At 71.6% G+C, this 18,881-nt stretch carries 17 protein-coding genes and 1 pseudogene; 5 read left to right on the plus strand and 13 right to left on the minus strand.

Annotated features, from left to right (window positions below; all coding sequences use genetic code 11):
• The first annotated feature begins 30 nt into the window (after positions 1 to 30).
• Positions 31 to 1,311: an MFS transporter gene (locus ACZ61C_RS04930; protein WP_465302978.1), complete on the plus strand. Its 1,281-nt coding sequence runs from the start codon at positions 31 to 33 to the stop codon at positions 1,309 to 1,311.
• Positions 1,311 to 2,042 carry a DUF899 family protein gene (locus ACZ61C_RS04935; RefSeq protein WP_465302980.1) on the plus strand — a complete coding sequence of 244 codons (732 nt, stop codon included), beginning with the start codon at positions 1,311 to 1,313 and terminating at the stop codon, positions 2,040 to 2,042. The genes ACZ61C_RS04930 and ACZ61C_RS04935 overlap by 1 nt, the downstream gene beginning before the upstream one ends.
• Here the strand turns inward: ACZ61C_RS04935 and ACZ61C_RS04940 are convergent.
• From ACZ61C_RS04940 to ACZ61C_RS04950, 3 genes and pseudogenes are all read right to left on the minus strand, one after another.
• Positions 2,041 to 2,592, minus strand: a pseudogene (locus ACZ61C_RS04940) (IS30 family transposase); the annotation flags it as partial. The gene ACZ61C_RS04935 and the pseudogene ACZ61C_RS04940 overlap by 2 nt on opposite strands.
• Positions 2,593 to 2,981: 389 nt before the next feature.
• On the minus strand, positions 2,982 to 3,788 hold the full coding sequence (locus ACZ61C_RS04945; RefSeq protein WP_465302982.1) for a uroporphyrinogen-III synthase: 807 nt from the start codon (positions 3,786 to 3,788) through the stop codon (positions 2,982 to 2,984).
• On the minus strand, positions 3,781 to 4,749 hold the full coding sequence (locus ACZ61C_RS04950) for a helix-turn-helix transcriptional regulator (protein ID WP_465302984.1): 969 nt from the start codon (positions 4,747 to 4,749) through the stop codon (positions 3,781 to 3,783). Before ACZ61C_RS04950 ends, ACZ61C_RS04945 begins: the two co-directional genes overlap by 8 nt.
• Before the next feature lie 63 nt (positions 4,750 to 4,812).
• Between ACZ61C_RS04950 and ACZ61C_RS04955 the strand changes: the two genes are divergently transcribed.
• Both ACZ61C_RS04955 and ACZ61C_RS04960 read left to right on the plus strand, forming a co-directional pair.
• Positions 4,813 to 5,208 carry a DUF3224 domain-containing protein gene (locus tag ACZ61C_RS04955; protein ID WP_465302986.1) on the plus strand — a complete coding sequence of 132 codons (396 nt, stop codon included), beginning with the start codon at positions 4,813 to 4,815 and terminating at the stop codon, positions 5,206 to 5,208.
• 9 nt (positions 5,209 to 5,217) lie between these two features.
• On the plus strand, positions 5,218 to 6,318 hold the full coding sequence (locus ACZ61C_RS04960) for a DNA glycosylase AlkZ-like family protein (protein ID WP_465302988.1): 1,101 nt from the start codon (positions 5,218 to 5,220) through the stop codon (positions 6,316 to 6,318).
• 16 nt (positions 6,319 to 6,334) lie between these two features.
• Here the strand turns inward: ACZ61C_RS04960 and ACZ61C_RS04965 are convergent, their stop codons facing one another.
• The 8 genes from ACZ61C_RS04965 to ACZ61C_RS05000 form a co-directional block, all read right to left on the minus strand.
• On the minus strand, positions 6,335 to 7,438 hold the full coding sequence (locus tag ACZ61C_RS04965; protein ID WP_465302990.1) for a uroporphyrinogen-III synthase: 1,104 nt from the start codon (positions 7,436 to 7,438) through the stop codon (positions 6,335 to 6,337).
• A complete protein-coding gene (gene nirD / locus ACZ61C_RS04970) occupies positions 7,435 to 7,776 on the minus strand; it encodes a nitrite reductase small subunit NirD (protein WP_465302992.1) in 342 nt (113 codons plus the stop codon). The genes ACZ61C_RS04965 and nirD overlap by 4 nt, the downstream gene beginning before the upstream one ends.
• A complete protein-coding gene (nirB, locus tag ACZ61C_RS04975) occupies positions 7,773 to 10,280 on the minus strand; it encodes a nitrite reductase large subunit NirB (RefSeq protein WP_465302994.1) in 2,508 nt (835 codons plus the stop codon). The genes nirD and nirB overlap by 4 nt, the downstream gene beginning before the upstream one ends.
• 1 nt (position 10,281) lies before the next feature.
• A complete protein-coding gene (locus ACZ61C_RS04980) occupies positions 10,282 to 11,640 on the minus strand; it encodes a nitrate/nitrite transporter (RefSeq protein ID WP_465302996.1) in 1,359 nt (452 codons plus the stop codon).
• 133 nt (positions 11,641 to 11,773) lie between these two features.
• On the minus strand, positions 11,774 to 12,571 hold the full coding sequence (locus tag ACZ61C_RS04985; protein WP_465302998.1) for a TIGR02569 family protein: 798 nt from the start codon (positions 12,569 to 12,571) through the stop codon (positions 11,774 to 11,776).
• Positions 12,572 to 12,714: 143 nt separating this feature from the next.
• On the minus strand, positions 12,715 to 13,890 hold the full coding sequence (moeZ, locus tag ACZ61C_RS04990) for an adenylyltransferase/sulfurtransferase MoeZ (RefSeq protein ID WP_465303000.1): 1,176 nt from the start codon (positions 13,888 to 13,890) through the stop codon (positions 12,715 to 12,717).
• A gap of 87 nt (positions 13,891 to 13,977) precedes the next feature.
• Positions 13,978 to 15,144 carry a DUF3152 domain-containing protein gene (locus ACZ61C_RS04995; RefSeq protein ID WP_465303002.1) on the minus strand — a complete coding sequence of 389 codons (1,167 nt, stop codon included), beginning with the start codon at positions 15,142 to 15,144 and terminating at the stop codon, positions 13,978 to 13,980.
• A gap of 80 nt (positions 15,145 to 15,224) precedes the next feature.
• Complete coding sequence (locus tag ACZ61C_RS05000; RefSeq protein WP_465304185.1) at positions 15,225 to 16,157, minus strand: alpha/beta fold hydrolase; 933 nt, start codon at positions 16,155 to 16,157, stop codon at positions 15,225 to 15,227.
• Between the two features lie 159 nt (positions 16,158 to 16,316).
• Between ACZ61C_RS05000 and ACZ61C_RS05005 the strand changes: the two genes are divergently transcribed.
• Complete coding sequence (locus tag ACZ61C_RS05005; RefSeq protein WP_465303004.1) at positions 16,317 to 16,943, plus strand: TetR/AcrR family transcriptional regulator; 627 nt, start codon at positions 16,317 to 16,319, stop codon at positions 16,941 to 16,943.
• Positions 16,944 to 17,013: 70 nt separating this feature from the next.
• Here the strand turns inward: ACZ61C_RS05005 and ACZ61C_RS05010 are convergent, their stop codons facing one another.
• Both ACZ61C_RS05010 and ACZ61C_RS05015 read right to left on the minus strand, forming a co-directional pair.
• The gene (locus ACZ61C_RS05010) at positions 17,014 to 17,922 is read right to left on the minus strand and encodes an alpha/beta fold hydrolase (protein WP_465303006.1); all 909 of its coding nucleotides are present in this window, start codon (positions 17,920 to 17,922) and stop codon (positions 17,014 to 17,016) included.
• Positions 17,919 to 18,827 carry an AurF N-oxygenase family protein gene (locus ACZ61C_RS05015; RefSeq protein ID WP_465303008.1) on the minus strand — a complete coding sequence of 303 codons (909 nt, stop codon included), beginning with the start codon at positions 18,825 to 18,827 and terminating at the stop codon, positions 17,919 to 17,921. The genes ACZ61C_RS05010 and ACZ61C_RS05015 overlap by 4 nt, the downstream gene beginning before the upstream one ends.
• Between the last annotated feature and the right edge of the window lie 54 nt (positions 18,828 to 18,881).

Consider the following 18,881-nt stretch of genomic DNA (forward strand, 5'->3'; position numbering starts at 1 on the left):
CCTGCCCGTTTCACGCCGAGACAGCGCACGGTGCTGGCCGTGCTGCTCGGCGCCGGTTTCCTGCTGTCGATCGACTTCTCGATCCTGAACGTCGCGTTGCCGCAGGTCGGCGCGGGTGTCGGGCTCGACCTGACGGCGTTGCCGTGGGTCAGCACGGCGTTCGTGCTGCCCGCGGCCGGCTTCACCCTGGTGTGCGGGCGCCTCGCGGACCTCGTCGGGCGCCGCCGGATGTTCCGGTCCGGGATGGCCCTGCTGGCCGCCGCGTCGCTGCTGGGTGGGGTCGCCACGAACCCCGAACTGCTGCTGACGGCCCGCGCGTTGCAGGGCTTCGCCACCGCGATGACGCTGCCCGCGGCGCTCTCGCTGCTGACCACGACGTTCGCCGAAGGCCGGGCGCGCGACCGCGTCCTCGGCCTCAACGGCGCCCTGCTCTCCGGCGGCTTCACCGTCGGCGCCCTGGTCGGCGGCGCGCTGGTCGGCCTGCTGAGCTGGCGCGCGGCGTTCTTCGTCAACGTCCCGGTGGCGGTCGCGATCCTGGTCGCTTCGCGGGTCGTGGCGGAGTCGACGCGGCCCGGGCGGACGCGGCCGGACCTGCCGGGCGCGGTGACGGTCAGCGGCGGCCTGCTGGCGCTCGTCTACGCGGTCATCACGTCGAGTCTCGTGGCCGCGGCGGCCGCGGTCGTGCTGCTGGTCGCGTTCGCGGTGGTCGAACGGCGTGCGCCGGCCCCGCTGGTGCCGCCGCGGATCCTGGCCCGTCGCACGGTCAAGTGGGGCAACTTCGGCGGCCTGGTCCTGTTCGCCGTGGAGCCCGCGGTGATCTACCTGACCACGCTCTACCTGCAGCGGGTCCTGGGCCTGTCGCCGCTGGTCACCGGCCTCGTCTTCGGGCTGCCGGGCCTGGCCTCGGTGGCCGCGGGCGTGCTCGCCGGGCGGGCCATCGGCCGCTTCGGCAGCCGGGTGCTGCTGGCCGCCGGGCTCGTCGTGCAGGCGCTGGCCACCCTGCCCCTGGCGTTCCTCGGCCCGGACCGCACGGCGCTGCTGATCCTGGTCCCGGCCCTGTTCGCCGGGTTCTTCGGGCACGTGTCCGCGATCGTGGCGTTCACCGTGACCGCGACGTCCGGGCTGCCCGACGAAGACCAAGGCCTGGCCACCGGGCTGACGTCGATGACCCAGCAGGTCGGGATCACCGTCGGCATCCCGGTCCTGGGCGCGGTCGCCGTGCTCGGCGGCACTCCCCTCGCGCTCGGTGTCGCCGTGGCCGTGACGCTCGTGAGCGCCGTCCTGATCACCGTCAACCTGAAGGAGAAGTGATGGACATCGTCGACCGAACCACCTTCCAAACCGAGCTGGATCGCTTGCGCAGCAGGGAAAAGGCCCACACCCGCGAAGGCGACGCGATCGCCGCGGCCCGGCGCCGGCTGCCGGTGGTCGAGGTGGACGCCACGCTCGAGCTGCTCGGCCCGGACGGCCCGGTGACCCTGCTCGACGCGTTCGAGGGCCGCCGTCAGCTCATCGCCTACTACTTCATGTGGAACCCGGGCCGCCCGGCGGCCGAACAGTGCGAAGGCTGCACGTTCTACACCAACCAGGTCGCCGAGCTCGCCAACCTGCACTCGCGGGACATCACGTACGCGGTGTTCTCGCAGGGCCGCAACGTCTCGGTGGAGCCGGCCGACGCGCGGACGTCGTACGAGGAAAGCCTGCGCTACCGGGCTTTCATGGACTGGCAGATGCCCTGGTACTCGGCGCAGCCGTCGCTGGACACGCTGCTCGTCGGGCGGGAGATCGGGCTGTTCCACCTGGTCTGCTACCGGCGTGAGGGCGACCGCGTCTTCGAGACGTACTGGACGAAACGCCGTGGTGTGGAAGCGATGGACTACAGCTACGCGCTGATGGACCTGACGCCGTTCGGGCGCCAGGAGTCCTGGGAGGACTCCCCCGAAGGATGGCCGGTTTTGCCCCTCGCCGCAGACCGAAACCCCCGCCACACGGCGGTTTCCAGCGGTCATTGCAACACTGCTGCGGGTTGTGGGTCGTGTTGAGCAGCTGTGTCATGCGTTCGGTGGGGCTGTCCCAGCCGAGGGTCATTCTGGGGCGGTCGTTGAGTTCTATGGCGACCGCGTCCAGGTGCTCGGCAGTGTGGACGGCGAGGTCGGTTCCCTTGGGGAAGTACTGGCGCAGCAGACCGTTGGTGGTTTCGTTGGATCCGCGTTGCCAGGGGGCGTGTGGGTCGCAGAAGCAGACCGGCATGGTTGTGGCCGCGGTGAACTGGCCGTGCAGGTGCATCTCGCTGCCCTGATCCCAAGTCAGCGACCGCCGCAACTGTTCGGGCAGTGTGGCGATCTTGACGATGAGGGCGTCACGGACCTGGCTCGGGGTGTAACCGTCGGGCAGGTGCAGCAGCATCACATACCGGGTGGTGCGTTCGACCAGGGTGGCGATCGCGGACCGGTTGCGGGCTCCCATGATCAGGTCGCCTTCCCAGTGCCCGGGCACTGCCCGGTCGGCGGCTTCGGCGGGTCGGTCGCTGATCATCCCCATCGGGGTGGCCATCCGCGGCCGGTGTTGATCCGGGCGCACGTGCGGCCGGCGGGCGAGGTGTCGTCACGGCTTGGGCGGCCTCGGCGCGCCAGCGTTTCGCGGTCCGGTGGTTGACCCCGACCTGCCGGGCCGCTTCCCTGCTGCCTGTTCCCGCTCCCACCAGCGCAAAGTAGGTCACCCGCTCAGCGGTCAATGGCCTGCCACGCCGCTGCGCCCGCCTGCTTGCCTCACCCGAGGCACGATCCCGATCCGGTCTGGACAAGAGGCAACTCCTGAACACTCAGGTGTTGCAACCACCCCTAGAAACCGCCCACCCAGGGGGCCGTGCCCTGCTCCAGTCTATCGGCCCGGTCGGCCACAAACGGGTGATGCGGCCAATCTGTGGATGGCCGAGACCGATGTGGACAACTCGAGCAGAACGTCGCCCACTCGCTTGACAGCTAGGTTCCGAGCGTCGTGACCAGCAGCTTCACCAGCGCGCCGAGGCGCTGCCGGTCCGGTTGCAGCGTGCGCACCCCGGCTTCCTCCAGCGGCGCCGCCGTCACCGGGCCGACGCACGCGCACACCACCGGCCCGCGCAACGCCGCCAGCAGCTCGGCGTAGCGGCCGTGGTCCCGTGCCAGCGTCAGGAAGTTCGCCGCCGCCGGGGCGCTGGTGAACGCGAGTGCGGCCAGCTCACCGGCCACGGCCGCGTCGATCAGGTCGTGCACCGGCGTCACGTCCGGCGGCGAGTACCACCGGTACGGCTGCACCTGAAGCAGCGTGGCCCCGGCGCGCACCAGCGGCTCCGTGTGCTCCGGGAGCGGCGTGCCGTGCAGCTGGACCAGCACCCGCGCGCCGTCGACACCGGCGGCGACCAGGGCTCCGAACAGCTCCGCGTTGCTCTCCGACGCGGCCGAATAGGACTCGCGCAGGCCGCCGCCGCGGACCGCGCCGACGGCCTTCGGGCCGCGCGCGTAGATCCGGGACTCCCCGAGCGCCTGCACGAGCCGGTCGTGCAGGCCCCAGTCCTCGGCCGCCGCCAGCCAGCCGCGGAACCCGGCACCGGTCGTGATCACCGTGAAGTCCACCCGGGCGGCCAGCGCGGCTTCGGTGGCCGCGCGCAGCTCGGGGTCGCTGCCCAAGGGCACGATGGTGATCGCCGGGGCGTGCCGGACCTGGGCACCGTGGCGTTCGAGGGCGTCGATGAACTCCTCGGCCCGGCGTTCGGCCGTGACGCCGATCGTGACGCCGCTCAGCTCACCCATAGGTCGCGCCCATCTCCTTGATCGCCTCCGCCAGCTCGGCCCGCAGGTCCGCCGGGGCGAGGACCTCCAGGTGCGGCCCGAAGCGCAGCAGCTCGCCGATGGCCGGCTCCCCCGGCTCCACCGGCAGCTCGACGGTGAGCCAGCCGTCCGCGTCCGGTTCGTTCGGGCAGTCCCGCAGCGCGCGGGCGCCGACCGAGCCCGCGTAGAACGGTACGAGAGCCTGCGCCCGCGGGGACAGGCGCACCACGGCGACGCGCGGGTACATCCGGCGTTCGAACTGCTCGGACCACTCCTGCCAGTACGTCGCGAGGTCGAACCCGGCGGGCCGCTCGAACTCCTCGCCCAGGTCCGTGAGCTCCAGCACGCGGGAGATCCGGTAGGTGCGGTCGGTGCCGTCGCAGCGGGCGGCGAGGTACCAGTTGCCCGCCTTGAGGATCAGCCCGAGCGGCTCGACGTCGCGTTCGACGACCCGCTGGCCCCACCGCTCGTAGCGGATCCGGATCCGGTGTGACGACCACACGGCGTCGGCGATCGCGGACAGCGCCGGCAGGCTTTCGATGCCGCGGTGCCAGCCGGGGACGTCCAGGTAGAAGCGCTCAGCGACGCGTCCGGCGCGGTCTCGCAGCTCCGACGGCAGCGCGGCGTACAGCTTGAGCTGGGCCGCCGCGAGGACCGTGCCGAGGCCGAGCTCGGCCGCGGCCACCGGCAGCCCGGCCAGCGACAGCGACTGGGCCTCTTCCTCGGTCATCCCGGTCAGGCGGGTGCGGTAGCCGTCGACCAGGCGATATCCGCCGGTCCGGCCGCGGTCGGCGTACACCGGGACACCGGACGCCGACAGCGCGTCGATGTCCCGGTAGACCGTGCGGACCGAGACCTCGAGCTCCTCGGCCAGCTCTTCGGCCGTCATCCGGCCGCGGTTCTGCAGCAGCAGGAGGACGGACAGGAGCCGGCTGGCGCGCATGTTTTCCAGTCTGGCAGAAATACCTGACACAAGCTGACAGGTAAACCCGGCAGGGTGGTCCCCATGAACGCTTTCACCATGAAGAACTGGGAAGAGAACATCGTCAGCGGGACCGAAGGAGGCCCGCGGGTCGCGTACGCGCACGCCGCGATGGCCTACGACGGCGTCATCGAGGGTGAATCGGTCTGCGACCTGCTGCTCTACTACGCGGGCGAGGGCTACGAGAGCGGCACGACGACGTCGCCGAGCTTCGAGCGCTTCGAGGGCAAGGTCGGCGGTCGTGAAGGGACGTTCGTCGTGAAGCACGAGTTCACGTTCGACGCCCAGGGCATCGCCTCGACGTTCGAGGTCGTCCCCGGCTCGGGCACCGGCGAGCTGGCGGGACTCACCGGCACCGGCACCGTCGGCGGCGCGATGGGTGGGGAGAAAATGGGGTACACCTTCGAGTACACGATCTAGGAGCCGCAGGTGGACCGTCGCCAGGTACTCGCCTACCGCATCGCCGAACACGGGCTGCACCGCACGGCGCGGGACGTCGCCGACCTCGCCGTCGTCCGGGCCGGGCTGCAGGACAGCATGCGTGACACCGCGCTGCTCGCCCTCGTGGCCCGGCTGGACGGTGAAGTGTCCCTTGTGGACGACCCGCGGCTCGTGCTCGCCTGGACGCTGCGGGGCGCGCCGCACTACCACCTGGACCTCGCCGAGGTGACCCGCGCTCTGGTGCCGCTGGACGACGCGGACGCGCTGGCCCGGATGCTGTGGCAGCGCAAGGAACTGGCCGCGACCGGCCTGGCGGCGTCCGAAGTGGTCTTCACGGCGGCCGAAGCCCTCCGCGCGGTGGTCAAGGAACCGATGACCAAGGGCGCGGTCAGCACGGCGGTGACGAAGAAGCTGCCACCGGCGTTCTCGCGCTGGTGCCGCGGCTGCGACGCGACGCACATCCACGAGCAGCTGATGCGCATCGCGGCGCCGCACGCGGGGGTCCGGCTGGTGGCGGGCGCGGCCCCGGCGACCCTGGCGCCGCTGAAGGGCCGCGGCCGGATGCGGAAGACCCCGGACGTCGCGGCGGCAACGTCGGTCGTCGAGGCGTACCTGCGGCTCAACGGCCCGGCCTCCCCCGGCGACGCGGCGGAGTTCGTCGGGACGGCCCGGGCGGTCGTGGACCGGACGTGGCCGTCAGACCTGGTCTCGGTGGACGTCGAGGGCAAGACCCGGTACCTGCCCGCCGACCGGCTGGCGGCGCTGGAGAACCCGCCGGAGCCGGACGTGGTGCGGCTGCTGCCGCCGTTCGACCCGTTCGTCCAGGCGCGCGACAAGGCGTTGCTCGTCCCGGATCCGGCGCGGCGCAAGGAAGTCTGGAAGATGCTGGGCAACCCGGGCGTCCTGCTGGCCGACGGCGACATCGCGGGCACGTGGCGGACCAAGGGCAGCGGCGCGAAGCTGGCGTTCACCGTGACGGCGTTCGCCCCGCTGCGCCCGGCGGTGCGCGAGGAGGCGGAGGCGGAAGCCGCGCGAGTGGCGGCGGCCCGAGGCTTCGGCAAGCACACGGTCGCTTGGACGGAGTCGTGAGCGGGAAGCTGCCCGCTTAGGCGTCCACCGCGAGCCGGTACCCGCGCTTCACCACGGTCTGCACCACCCGGCCGCCGCCGAGGGACGTCCGCAGCCGGCCGATCGCCGTCTCCACCGCGTGCTCCTCGCCGCCTCCCGGCAGGGCCGAAATCAGCTCGCGCCGCGAGACCACCCGCCCCGGCGACGCCGCCAGTGCTCGCAGCAACGACATCGGCGCCGGGGCCACCTCGCGCCACTCGCCGTCGACCACCGCCGCCTGGCCGCGGATCTCGATCGACAGCCCGCCCGCCGAAAACCGCGGGGACCGCGACAGCAGCGTCTCCGAGACCGTCCGGGCCAGCGCTCCGATCCGCGCGCGATGCGGCTGCACCGTGGGCACGCCCAACGCCGCCAGCGGGCCCGCCGTGATCGGGCCGACGCACGCCGCCACCACCGGGCCGGACAGGGCCGAAACCAGGCCCGGCAGCCGGCCCGTCCGGCGGGCCAGCGCCAGCAGCGACGCCACCGCGGGCGCGCTCGTGAACGGCAACGCGTGGATCGACCCGTCGAGGACGCCGTCCAGCAGGCGGTCCACCGGCCCCGGGTCGACCGGGCCGACCCAGCGGTACACCGAAATCTCGATCACCTCGGCCCCGGCCGCGCGCAGCGCCTCGACGAAGTACGGCAGCGGCTCGCCGTGCAGCTGCACCGCGATGCGCCGGCCCGCGACCCCCGACGCGAGCAGGTGCTGCAGCAGCTCCGCGTTGCTCTCCGACGCCGGCGAGTACGCCTCCGAGAGCCCCGCCGCGCGGATCGCCCCCGTCACCTTCGGGCCGCGTGCCAGCAGCTCGGCCGTCGAAAGCCGGGCGACCAGCGCGTCACCGAGGCCCCAGCCCTCGGCGGCTTCGAGCCAGCCGCGGAAGCCGATGCCGGTGGTCGCGACCACCGCGTCCACATGCGACTCCAGCAGCGCCGCCGTCGCCGCGCGCAGCTCGGTGTCGTCGGTCAGCGGCACGATCCGGATCGCCGGGCCGTACCGGACCCCCGCCCCCTTGCGCACCAGCAGCGCGCCGAGCTCGTCGGCCCGGCGCGCCGCGGTGATGCCGATGACAAATCCGGCCAGCGGGAGCACTTCCGTCACGGCGACTCCACTTCGACCACGCCTTCCCGCACGCGCACTTCGTACACCGCGACGGAGACCCCCTCGGCGTCCAGGCACCGGCCGCTGTCGAGCGCGAACTGTTCTTTGTAGACCGGTGAGGCCACCACGGGCACCCCGCCCGCGTCACCGACGATGCCGCGGGAAAGCACCGCCGCACCGCTGCACGGGTCCCAGTTGGACAGTGCGTACCACCGGCCGGGCAGCCGGAAGATCGCCACTTGGACACCGTCGTCGAGCAGCGCCGCGACACCCGTGTACTCCGGGACCGCGGACGCCGGGCACACCGCCGTCCAGGTTCGTTCGATCGACGTCGTCATCGGCGCACCTCCGGGACACCCAGCATGACCGGCACTTTCTGCGAACGCTCCGACCGGAACGAGATCGCCGGGTCGGGTGTGCCCGGCGCGTTGACGAAAGAGGTGAACCGGGCCAGCTTCTCCGGGTCCTCCAGCACGCCCTTCCACTCGTCGGCGTAGTTGTCGACGTGCTTGGCCATCGCCGCGTCGAGGTCTTCGCAGATGCCGAGCGAGTCGTCGACGATCACCGCGCGCAGGTGGTCGAGCCCGCCGTCGAGCTCCTCGATCCACGGCGCGGTCCGCTGCAGCCGGTCGGCCGTGCGGACGTAGAACATCAGGAACCGGTCGATGGTGCGGATCAGAGTGTGACTGTCCACATCGGACACCAGCAGGTCGGCGTGGCGCGGGGTCGTGCCGCCGTTGCCGCCGACGTAAAGGTTCCAGCCGTTCTCCGTGGCGATGATCCCGAAGTCCTTGCTCCGCGCCTCCGCGCATTCCCGCGCACACCCGGACACCGCCGACTTGAGCTTGTGCGGCGACCGCAGCCCGCGGTACCGCAGCTCCAGCTCGATCGCGAGCCCGACGCTGTCCTGCACGCCGTAGCGACACCACGTCGACCCGACGCACGACTTGACCGTGCGCAGCGCCTTGCCGTAGGCGTGCCCGGACTCGAACCCGGCGTCGACGAGCCGCCGCCAGATCAGCGGCAGCTGGTCCACGGTGGCCCCGAACAGGTCGATCCGCTGGCCGCCGGTGATCTTGGTGTACAGCCCGAAGTCCTGCGCCACCTGGCCGATGACGATCAGCTTCTCCGGCGTGATCTCACCGCCGGGAATCCGCGGGACGACCGAGTAGGTGCCGTTGCGCTGCAGGTTCGCCAGGTACCGGTCGTTGGTGTCCTGCAACGTCAGCTGCTCCCCGGCGAGCACGTGCCCGTTGCCGAGCGTGGCCAGGATCGACGCGACCGCCGGCTTGCAGACCGCGCAGCCGCTGCCCGAGCCGTAGCGGCCGATCAGCTCGCTGAACGTCGTGATGCGCGTGGCCTGGACGATCTCGAACAGCTCCGCGCGTGACTGCGGGAAGTGCTCGCACACGGCCTTCGACTGCTCGACCCCGCACGCCGTCAGCAGCTTGCCCAGCAGCGGGACGCAGGAGCCGCACGCGGTCCCGGCCCGGGTACAGGCCTTGAGCTTCGGCACGGAGTCGCAACCGTCTTCGTGGATGGCGCGGGTGATCGCCCCCTTGGACACCGCGTTGCACGAGCAGATCTGCGCCGCGTCCGGCAGCGCGTCGACACCGACGGCCGCGCCACCGCCCGCCGGGGCCAGGATCGCGCCCGGCTCGGCCGGCAGCGGACGGCCGACCAGCGCACGCAGGGTGTTGTACTCCGTCGCGTCGCCGACGAGGACACCGCCGAGCAGCGTCTTGCCGTCGTCGGTGACCACGAGCTTCTTGTACGTCCCGGCGACGGCGTCGTTGACCGCGACTTCCAGCGCGCCTTCCGCCCGGGCGTGCGCGTCCCCGAACGACGCGACGTCGACCCCCATCAGCTTCAGCTTCGTGGAGGTGTCCGGCTCCGGGAACGTCCCGGACCCGCCGGTCAGCTGCGCGGCGACGATCTCCGCCATCGCGTAGCCGGGCGCCACGATGCCGTACACCCGGCCGTCGACGGCCGCGCACTCACCGATCGCGTACACCGCCGGATCGCTGGTGCGGCAGGAGGAATCGACCAGGACACCGCCGCGCGGGCCGACGTCCAAACCGGACTGACGGGCGAGGTCGTCGCGCGGCCGGACCCCGGCGGAGAACACCACGAGGTCGACGTCCAGCTCGGTCCCGTTGCCCAGGCGCGCCACCAGCCGGGAGCCGTCGGCCTCGATGGCGTCGGTCGACGTTCCCGTGTGGACGGTCACGTCCAGCGCGGTGATGAGCCGCCGCAGCAGCGCGCCGCCGCCTTCGTCGACCTGCAGCGGCATCAGCCGCGGCGCCATCTCGACGACGTGCGGGGAAAGTCCCATGTCCCGCAACGCCTTCGCGGCCTCCAGGCCGAGCAGGCCACCACCGATGACGACGGCCGAGCGCCGCCCGCGGCCCGGCTTGTCGACGGCCGCCGCGCGGATCGCGTCGAGGTCCTCGATGGTCCGGTAGACGAAACAGCCGGGCAGGTCGTGACCGGGCACCGGCGGCACGAACGGCCGTGAGCCGGTGGCCAGGACCAGCGCGTCGTAGGAGACCACGGCGCCGGACGCGGTGGTCACCGTGTGCGCGGCCCGGTCCACCGACGTGACCGGCTCGCCGAGCCGCAGGTCGACCGAGGGATCGTCCGCGTAGTCCGAGCCCGGCAGCGCCAGGGAAGCCGGATCCCAGGTGTCCACATAGGACGTCAGCGCCACCCGGTCGTACGCCGGGCGCGGCTCCTCGGAGAGGACGACGACGTGCCAGGAGCCGGCGGGGTCTTCCGCTCGCACCGCCTCGACGAGCCGGTGTGCGACCATGCCGTGTCCGGCGACGACCAGGGTCGGCATCTCAGACCTCCGCTCCCGCGAGCGCCAGACCGCGCTCACCCGTCGGCTGTTCGGCGGGTTTGCGCAGGTAGACCACCCACGTGACGGCGAAGCACAGCCCGTAGAAGACCAGGAACCCGATGAACGCGGGCACCCCGCTGCGAGCGTCGGCGAACGACTGCCGGAACGCGAGGTTGATGAACAGGCCGCCCTCGGCGCCGATCGCGCCGGCCAGACCGATCAGCGCGCCGGACAGCCGCCGCGCCTTGAGCAGCTCGGCGGCCTCGTCGGCGCCGTTCGCGATCGCCGTCCGCGCCTTCGCCCGGAAGATCGCCGGGATCATCTTGTACGTCGAGCCGTTGCCGACGCCGGCGAGCACGAACAGCACGATGAACGCGACCGTGAACAGCACCAGGGACTTCGACGTCGAGGCCAGGATCAGCACGACCGTCGCCAGCGCCATCCCGGCGAACGTGGCGACGGTGATCTTGCCGCCGCCGATCCGGTCGGCGAGCCGGCCGCCCGCCGGGCGTGAGAGCGAGCCGAGCAGCGGGCCGAGGAAGGTGACCGCGGCCGCCTGCAGCGGCGTGCGGCCGAACTGGTTCTGCAGCACCAGCCCGAACGCGAAGCTGTACCCGATGAACGAGCCGAACGTGCCGACGTAAAGCAGCGACATCACCCAGGTGTGCGCGTCCTTGACGACCTCGCGCATCGCCTTCGTGTCGCCCTTCACCGTGGCGAGGTTGTCCATGTAGAAGTACGCGCACACCGCGGCGACCACGATCAGCGGGAGGTAGACGTAGAGCACGAGCCGCGGCGCGGTCGCGCCCGCCGTGCCGATCACCAGGAGCCCGACCAGCTGGATCGCCGCGACGCCGAGGTTGCCACCCCCGGCGTTGAGGCCGAGGGCCCAGCCCTTGTGCTTCTCCGGGTAGAAGGTGTTGATGTTCGTCATCGACGACGCGAAGTTGCCGCCACCGACCCCGCCGAGGGCCGCGACCAGCAGGAACGTGCCGAGTGACGTGCCGGGGTGCAGTACGACCGCGGCCAGGACCGTCGGGACGAGCAGCAGCAGCGCGGACACGACCGTCCAGTTGCGCCCGCCGAACTTCGCCACGGCGAAGGTGTAGGGCAGCCGCATCAGACCGCCGACCAGCGTCGGCGTCGAGACGAGCAGGAACTTGTCGGCCGCGGAGAAGCCGTAGTCCTTGCCCATGAACAGGACGATGACCGACCACAGTGTCCAGACCGAGAAGCCGATGTGCTCGGCCAGCACCGAGAACCACAGGTTGCGGCGGGCGACCCGCTTGCCGGTCGACGCCCAGAACTGCTCGTTCTCCGGTTCCCAGTGCTCGATCCAGTGCTTTCCTTGGTGCGCCACGGCGTTCTCTCCTCGGCGTCTCGGGGACAGGCCCTGACGCTAAGGAGGCCGTGTTACTCGGAATCGACCGAATGTTTCAGGCAGTTGACATTGCGGCGGACCTCACGCCGCCCCGGCGGTGAGGTGCGCGCGCTCACAGGACGCCGCTGACCTCGCGGGCCGCCGCGCGGAGGCCGTCCAGCGCGGCGTGCGTGGACCGCGGGTTCAGCGCGTGCGCCGCAAGCCGGAACAGCACCGCGCGCAGCAGCAGCTGCGGCCACTCCGGCAGGTGCGCCCAGCGTTCGAGCAGGTCACGGGTCGCGTCGCCCCAGGCGAGGGCGTCGACCGCGACGATCGCCGCGCCGTACTCGCCCGGGCGGTAGTACGGGACGAAGTCGACGACACCCGGGGCGGCGTCGCCGTCGAAGAGCAGGCCCGCGAGCAGCTCGCCGTGCGCCACCTGCGACGGCAGCCGGACCGGGCGGCGGGCGCCGGCGAGGACCTCGAACCAGCGGCCGCCCTTCGTCTCCTCGAGCGGGACTTCGAGCTCTTCCCATGCGACGCGGTCGGCGACCGCGTCGACGTCCTTGCGGCCGGCGATGAAGTCCGGCCGCGGCAGGCCCATGGTCGCGCGGTGCAGCTTCACCGCCGCCAGCACGGAGGCGTCACCGCGGTGTTCCGGCGCGCCCGCGACGAACCGGGACGCCGTCCAGCCGCCGACGATCCAGCGGCCGTCGGAGGAGCGGACCGGCTTCGCCACGCGCAGGCCCGGCTCGTCGACGTAGTCGAGCGCGCGGGCCGTCCAGAGCGTTTCCGCCTTGTCGGTGACCGGCTTGAGCACGAGGTCGCCGCAGCGCCACGCCGCCGAGTCCGGCATCGGCTCGCTGCCGTCGTCCAGGCCGCCGAAGGCCGCGCAGACGTGCGCCGGGGGACGTTCGAGGGTTGACCGCACAACTGGTGACGGTACCCGGCAGAGCCCGCCACGATCGAGAAGACGCGCTGGTCACACAGTGTTTTAGAACGTGCAGTGCGACTCGGACGAAACGCCGCGAAGGCCGCCTCCGAAGCCGGAGGCGGCCTTCGCGGGAGCCACTGTCAGTAGGTCGGCAGGCTCGGGTCGATCTGCTTCGCCCAGGCCAGGACACCGCCACCGAGGTGCGTCGCGTCCTTGAAGCCGGCCGCGTGCAGCGCGGCGAGCGCCTCCGCGGACCGGGCGCCGGACTTGCAGTGCAGCACGATCGGCTTGTCCTGCGGCAGCTCCGCCAGCGCCTCGCCGGACAGGATCCGGTCCTTCGGGACCAGCGTCGCGCCCTTGATGTTGACGATCTCGTACTCGTGCGGCTCGCGGACGTCGATGAGGGCGAAGTTGTCGCCGTTGTCGAACTTGGCCTTGAGCTCCGCGGGCGTGATCGTGCTGCCCGAAGCCGCCGAAGCTGCCTCGTCGGACACCACACCGCAGAACGCCTCGTAGTCGATCAGCTCGGTGATCTGCGGGGTCTCCGGGTCCTTGCGGATCTTGACCTCGCGGTACTTCATCTCCAGCGCGTCGTAGCTGATGAGGCGCCCGAGCAGCGTCTCGCCGATGCCGGTGATGAGCTTGATCGCCTCGGTCACCATGATCGAGCCGATGGACGCGCAGAGCACGCCCAGCACGCCACCCTCGGCGCAGGAGGGGACCATGCCCGGGGGCGGCGGCTCCGGGTAGAGGTCGCGGTAGTTGAGGCCCTTGCCGTTCGGCGCGTCCTCCCAGAAGACGCTGACCTGGCCCTCGAAGCGGAAGATCGAGCCCCAGACGTACGGCTTGCCGAGCAGCACCGCGGCGTCGTTCACCAGGTAGCGCGTGGCGAAGTTGTCGGTGCCGTCGACGATCAGGTCGTACTGCTCGAAGATCTCGAGCGCGTTCGACGAGTCCAGCCGGTCGGTGTGCAGGTGCACCTTGACCAGCGGGTTGATCTCGGCGATCGACTCCTGCGCGGACGCGGCCTTGAGCTTGTCGATGTCCGACTGGCCGTGGATGACCTGGCGCTGCAGGTTCGACTCGTCGACGACGTCGAAGTCGACGATGCCGAGCGTGCCGACCCCGGCCGCGGCCAGGTACAGCAGCGCGGGGCTGCCGAGGCCGCCGGCGCCGATGACCAGGACCTTCGCGTTCTTGAGCCGCTTCTGCCCGGTCACCCCGACGTCCGGGATGATCAGGTGACGGCTGTACCGCGCCACCTCTTCCTTGGTGAGCTCGGCAGCCGGCTCGACGAGCGGCGGCAGTGCTGACATCGGGTCCTCCATCTCGCGGGTGCGTCCATCCCACTATGCACAACACCCGCTGGCAAAAAGACCTTCCCGGATGCCCAGATGCTGGGATCAGCTCTTGGGAGTGGGATTCGGCCAGGCGTTGGGGACGCAGACGCGGCCGTCCTTGGCCACCTTGCCCTTGTCGCCGCCGGGGATGTCGTTGAGCATCGAGACGTAGTCGTCGGAGACGCCGAAGGACTGCTGCATCATCACCGGCGCGGGCTGGCCGTTGCCGCCGCAGCCGACGTGCTGGTTGCCCAGGGCGTGCCCGACCTCGTGGTTGATGGCGTACTGCCGGTACGCGGTCATGTCCGCGCCGAACGCCTTCGCGCCGCGCACCCAGCGGGCCAGGTTGATCAGCACGCGCCCCATGCTCTTGCGGTAGCAGGACGCTTCGAAGGTGATCTGGAAGCCGCAGGCGTCCGCGCGGTGCGTCGTCTCCGGGGTGGTGAGGCTCACCTTGAACGTCGGGTTGGGGAAGTTCTTGTCGACGCGCTGGAGGGCGATCTTGCCGTCCCACGTCCAGCTCTTGGGATCCGACAGCGTGCCCTGCACAGCCGCGGCGAAAGCGTCGTCCCCGGCGTAGCTCGCCGGGTCGATGCCGTCCTCGACGTCGACGGTGTAGGTGTACGGCTTCCCGTTGCCGATCTTCGGCCCGCTGCCTGGAACTGTGTGCCAGGTGCCCGCCCCGGCCTGGGTGAACGGGCTGCCGGTCGGCAGGTCCGCGGTCGGGACTTTGAGGTCGACCGGGGTGGCGGGGTTCTCCGGGATGCCCTGGTCGCCGTTGCCGTCGATGGCGCCGCCGGAAGTGTCGCCGCCCGCCGACTCGACCCCGGCGGGCGCGCCCTGCTCGGCGATCGGCTCGGCCGGGCTGTTCGCGGTGTTGACCACGACGAGCACGGTCAGCACCACGAGGATCGGCAGGGCGTAGACGCGCCAGCCGTAGGTCCTGGTGAGCTTGTGCAGCGCCGACTGGGGCGGGTCGGCCTCCGCCTTCGCCTCACCGGCCGCCTTGTGCGGCTTCCAGGAGGCGCTCAGCGGCTCGGCGGTGGTCCGGCGGCTACCCGGGCGGTAGCGGTCTTCGGCGACGCGCTCGGCCAGCGCCCGCGACGGGCGGTACTGCCCGGTGCGCGGAGGGTCTTCGGGCTCCGGGGCGCCGTGCGGCGCACGGCGGGCCGACGCGCGGTGGGGAGCCCGCCGATCTTCGCCTCGCGCGTCCTGCTTCACCCGGTCCACCGCACCAGGGTGCCACAGCGCCGGGCCGCCGCCCTCGGCGACTGGCGGGTCGTCCGGCGATCAGTGGGCACCCGATCGGGTCACCAGGTCCCGGCGTCGACGTGCTCCCACATCCCCAAAACGGCCTTCGCTACGGCAATCGGGCGTTCCATCTGCGCCACGTGGCCGGTGCGCGGGAGCACCAGCAGCCGGGCCCTCGGCAACGCGCGCGCGGTCCGGACGGCGCGTCGCACGGAGATCACGCGGTCGTCGCGGCCCCAGACGACCAGGGTCGGCGCCTGGACCCGCGGTGCGGCGGCCCAGAGGGACGCCTTCCCGAGCGTCGACCAGGCCCGGAAGATGGCGAAGGTGCTGCGGGCCATCGCGGGCGCGGCCCAGGTGAACCCGGCGCGGGCGCCGTGCTCCTCGGTCAGCTCGTCCAGCCGGCTCTCGGGGAACCTCGACGGGTCCGCGAAGCACAGCTTGATGACCTGCGCGGCGCGTTCCCGCGGGCCGAGCGCGGCCAGCTGCGCCCGCACGCGCCCGCCGACCAGCGGCAGGTAGGCCAGCGCCATCCGCGGGTCGGACAGCCGTCGCGGGTCGGGCCGGCGGTCCGGCATCGCGGGTGAGATGAGCGTCAGCGTCTTGACCAGCTCGGGGCGCCGTTCGGCGATGAGCAGCGCGATCGCGCCGCCCATCGAGTTGCCGAGCAGGTGCACCGGCGCGCCGACGGCCTCGATGTGCCGCGCGACGACGTCCGCGTGGCCCTGGAGGCTGAAGTCGAAGCCCGCTTCGGGCTCCGAATAGCCGAATCCGGGCAGGTCGGGGGCGGTGCCGCCGGCGACCGGCGCGAGCAGCGCGGCCAGGTCGGTCCAGTTCGTCGAGGAGCCGCCGAGGCCGTGCACGTAGACCGCGGGGACGCCGTCCGGGCCCGGGGTGCGGCGGACGTGGAGGCGGGCCGGGCCGGTTTCTTCGAAGGTCGCCGGCCAGGGCGGGAGGATCGGCTCCAGGGGCGGAAGTTCCCTGGTCGACATGGGCACGTGGGTCAGCGGCGCCCGCGTGGTCGCGGCGGTGTTCACGAATCCAGGATGCCCGACACTTGGCAAGGCATACATACCGGCGAGTAATCTTCAGGGCGACTTCACGCGGTGGCGACCCCGCCCGTCGAAGGGTGTGAAGACGGGAGGAAGAGCATGACGGAGATGACACGGCTGCAGCAACGTGGGGTGCGGCTGCCCCGGACCGAGCGCCGGGCCCAGCTCCTCGCCGCGGCGCAGCGGGTCTTCGCCGAGAACGGCTACCACGCCGCCGCGATGGACGAGATCGCCGAAGTGGCCGGTGTCAGCAAGCCGGTGCTCTACCAGCACTTCCCCGGCAAGCTCGACCTGTACATCGCGCTGCTGGAAAGCCACGTCGACGAACTGGTCAAGCGCGTCCAGAACGCGTTGAACTCGACGACCGAGAACAAGCAGCGCGTCCCGGCGACGGTCGGCGCGTTCTTCGACTTCGTCAGCAACGACGCGGGCGCGTTCCGGATGGTCTTCGAGTCCGACCTGCGCGGCGAGCCGGCGGTCCAGGAGGCGGTCGACCGCGCGACGTCGGCGAGCGTCGACGCGATCACGGACACGATCACCGCGGACGCCGGTCTCGACGAGGACAAGGCGCGGCTGCTGGCGGTGGGCCTGGTCGGGATGAGCCAGGTCAGCGCCCGGTTCTGGCTGCAGCACCACCAGTCGATGAGCCGCGAAGAAGCCGTCGCCCTCACCGCCAACCTCGCCTGGCGAGGCATCGGCGGCGGCTTCCCCCTCAAGGACTCCTGACCCGCCGAAGCCGCACTTTCACGTGAAAGTGCGGCCCCCTGGTGGGCACTTTCACGTGAAAGTGCGGCTTTCAGGGGGTGGCGAGGCGGACCAGGGTTGTGATGCGACGGGCGACCTCGGACGGGCGCTCCTGCGGGAGCATGTGCCCGGCCCCGGGGTACCGGACGAACTCCGCGTGCGGCAGCTCGTCCGCGATCACCTTCGCGTGCGCCAGCGGGCAGAGCCGGTCCCGCTCCCCCGCCAGCACCACCGACGGCACGTCGCACAGCGCGCCCAGGCCCCCGACGCCGCGGTGGGCCGCGATCGCGTCCAGGAACAGCCCCGCGCTCGCCGGGTGCGCGGCCAGCAGCTGCTCGACGACGCTGTCCACCTGCGCCCGCCCCGGCCGCGCGCCGAACACCAGCCGGCGCGCGCCCGAGCGGACCATCCCCGGGCGCAGCCGCAGCGTGTCCGACCGCAGCCGCGCGAGCAGGCGGGCCACCCGCGGCTCGAACCGCGTCACGCCCCGCCCGACCAGCCCCGGGAACCCGAGCGTGAGCTTGTCCATGTCCCCGGACGACGTCGCCACGAACGCCGCGCCCGCCAGCCGCTCCCGGACGAGCTGCGGGTGCCGTTCGGCGAGCACCATCAGCGTCATGCCGCCCATCGAGTGCCCGGCGAGCACGAGCGGGCCGTTCGGGACGCGGTCGGCGACCAGCTCGGCCAGGTCGTCCGCGAGCCGCGAGATCGACGCCGACCCGGGCCGCGCGTGCGCCGAGCCGCCGTGGCCGCGCAGGTCGTAGCGCAGGACGCGCACGCCGGGGTCGAGGTGCGGCAGCACGAAGTCCCACGTCCGGTGGTCCTGCGTCCAGCCGTGGACAAGCACGAGCGTCACCGCCGAGTCCGCCGGCCCCGACTGCGACACGTGCAGCGCGGCGCCGTCACTCGCGACGAACCGATGCTCGAGCGACGGGTCGCGCAGCCGCGCCGCGGTGGTCATCGGCCCGCCGGGAGCAGGAAGGACTTGCGCCAGAAGTACTTCCCGGGCAGCCCGACCAGGCCGGACTCCTCCAGGAACGGCATGATCTTTTCCCCGGCCCAGGCGATCGTGCCCTGCCAGTGTGGGTTGTTCAACGCCGCTTCGACGCCGTCGCGCGGCCGGATGCCGACCGCCTTGTAGACGTTCGGGTTGATGAACGCGCGCGTCACGAAGTACGAGATGACCGCGATGATGAACTGCTGGTAGGCGATTTCGGCCTTCGACAGCTTCGCCATCCCGCGCGTGACCTCTTCGCGGGCGAAGGTGACGTGCCGGGCCTCTTCGAGCACGTGGATCCGGTTGACCATCCGGACCAGCGGCTGGACGCCGTCGTCGTTCATCTGCTCGCGCTGCAGCCGGTCGAGGACCTCCTCGGCGACCAGGATCGCGCCGTAGCGCGCCGGGCCGTAGGAGATCGACGGCATCAGTTTCGCGAGCTTCCGCAGCCACGGCACCGGGCCGTAGGCGGGGCAGCCGATCCGCGACGCCATCCGCGCGAACATCGTCGAGTGGCGGCATTCGTCGGCGATCTCGGTCAGCGCGAACTGCGCGTGCGCGGACGTCGGGTCCTGCTCGTAGACCTCCTTGAGCAGCATCTGCATCAGGAGGATCTCGAACCACAGCCCGGTCGTCGCGACACTCGCGACCTCGTGCTTGCCCAGCTCGATGCGCTGCTCCGGGGTCAGCTTGTCCCAGAGTTCGGTGCCGTACAGCGAGGAGCGTTCGTCCAGGATGAAGCGTTTGCCTTCGACGAGCGGCGCCGTCCAGTCGATGTCGACGTCGGGGTCGTAGAACTTGTTCGCCGACGACTTGAGCAGGCGTTCCGCGGTCTTCTCGCGGTCCGGTTCCTTCAGCGTCCGCGTCATCGCCGACACCCCTTCCGCAATGTGTAACTTGAGGTAACAGTTACCTGTGCGTAG

The organism is Amycolatopsis sp. NPDC104587 (assembly GCF_055583645.1).

Bases quoted from the DNA above. Each gene is read 5' to 3' on its own strand.
- nirD (WP_465302992.1), bottom strand. From the start codon at position 7,776: ATGACGACGTCGATCGAACGAACCTGGACGGCGGTGTGCCCGGCGTCC.
- ACZ61C_RS05000 (WP_465304185.1), bottom strand. From the start codon at position 16,157: ATGTCGACCAGGGAACTTCCGCCCCTGGAGCCGATCCTCCCGCCCTGG.
- ACZ61C_RS04950 (WP_465302984.1), bottom strand. From the start codon at position 4,749: ATGCGCGCCAGCCGGCTCCTGTCCGTCCTCCTGCTGCTGCAGAACCGC.
- ACZ61C_RS04935 (WP_465302980.1), top strand. From the start codon at position 1,311: ATGGACATCGTCGACCGAACCACCTTCCAAACCGAGCTGGATCGCTTG.
- nirB (WP_465302994.1), bottom strand. From the start codon at position 10,280: ATGCCGACCCTGGTCGTCGCCGGACACGGCATGGTCGCACACCGGCTC.
- ACZ61C_RS05005 (WP_465303004.1), top strand. From the start codon at position 16,317: ATGACGGAGATGACACGGCTGCAGCAACGTGGGGTGCGGCTGCCCCGG.
- ACZ61C_RS04955 (WP_465302986.1), top strand. From the start codon at position 4,813: ATGAACGCTTTCACCATGAAGAACTGGGAAGAGAACATCGTCAGCGGG.
- ACZ61C_RS05015 (WP_465303008.1), bottom strand. From the start codon at position 18,827: ATGACGCGGACGCTGAAGGAACCGGACCGCGAGAAGACCGCGGAACGC.
- ACZ61C_RS05010 (WP_465303006.1), bottom strand. From the start codon at position 17,922: ATGACCACCGCGGCGCGGCTGCGCGACCCGTCGCTCGAGCATCGGTTC.
- moeZ (WP_465303000.1), bottom strand. From the start codon at position 13,890: ATGTCAGCACTGCCGCCGCTCGTCGAGCCGGCTGCCGAGCTCACCAAG.
- ACZ61C_RS04945 (WP_465302982.1), bottom strand. From the start codon at position 3,788: ATGGGTGAGCTGAGCGGCGTCACGATCGGCGTCACGGCCGAACGCCGG.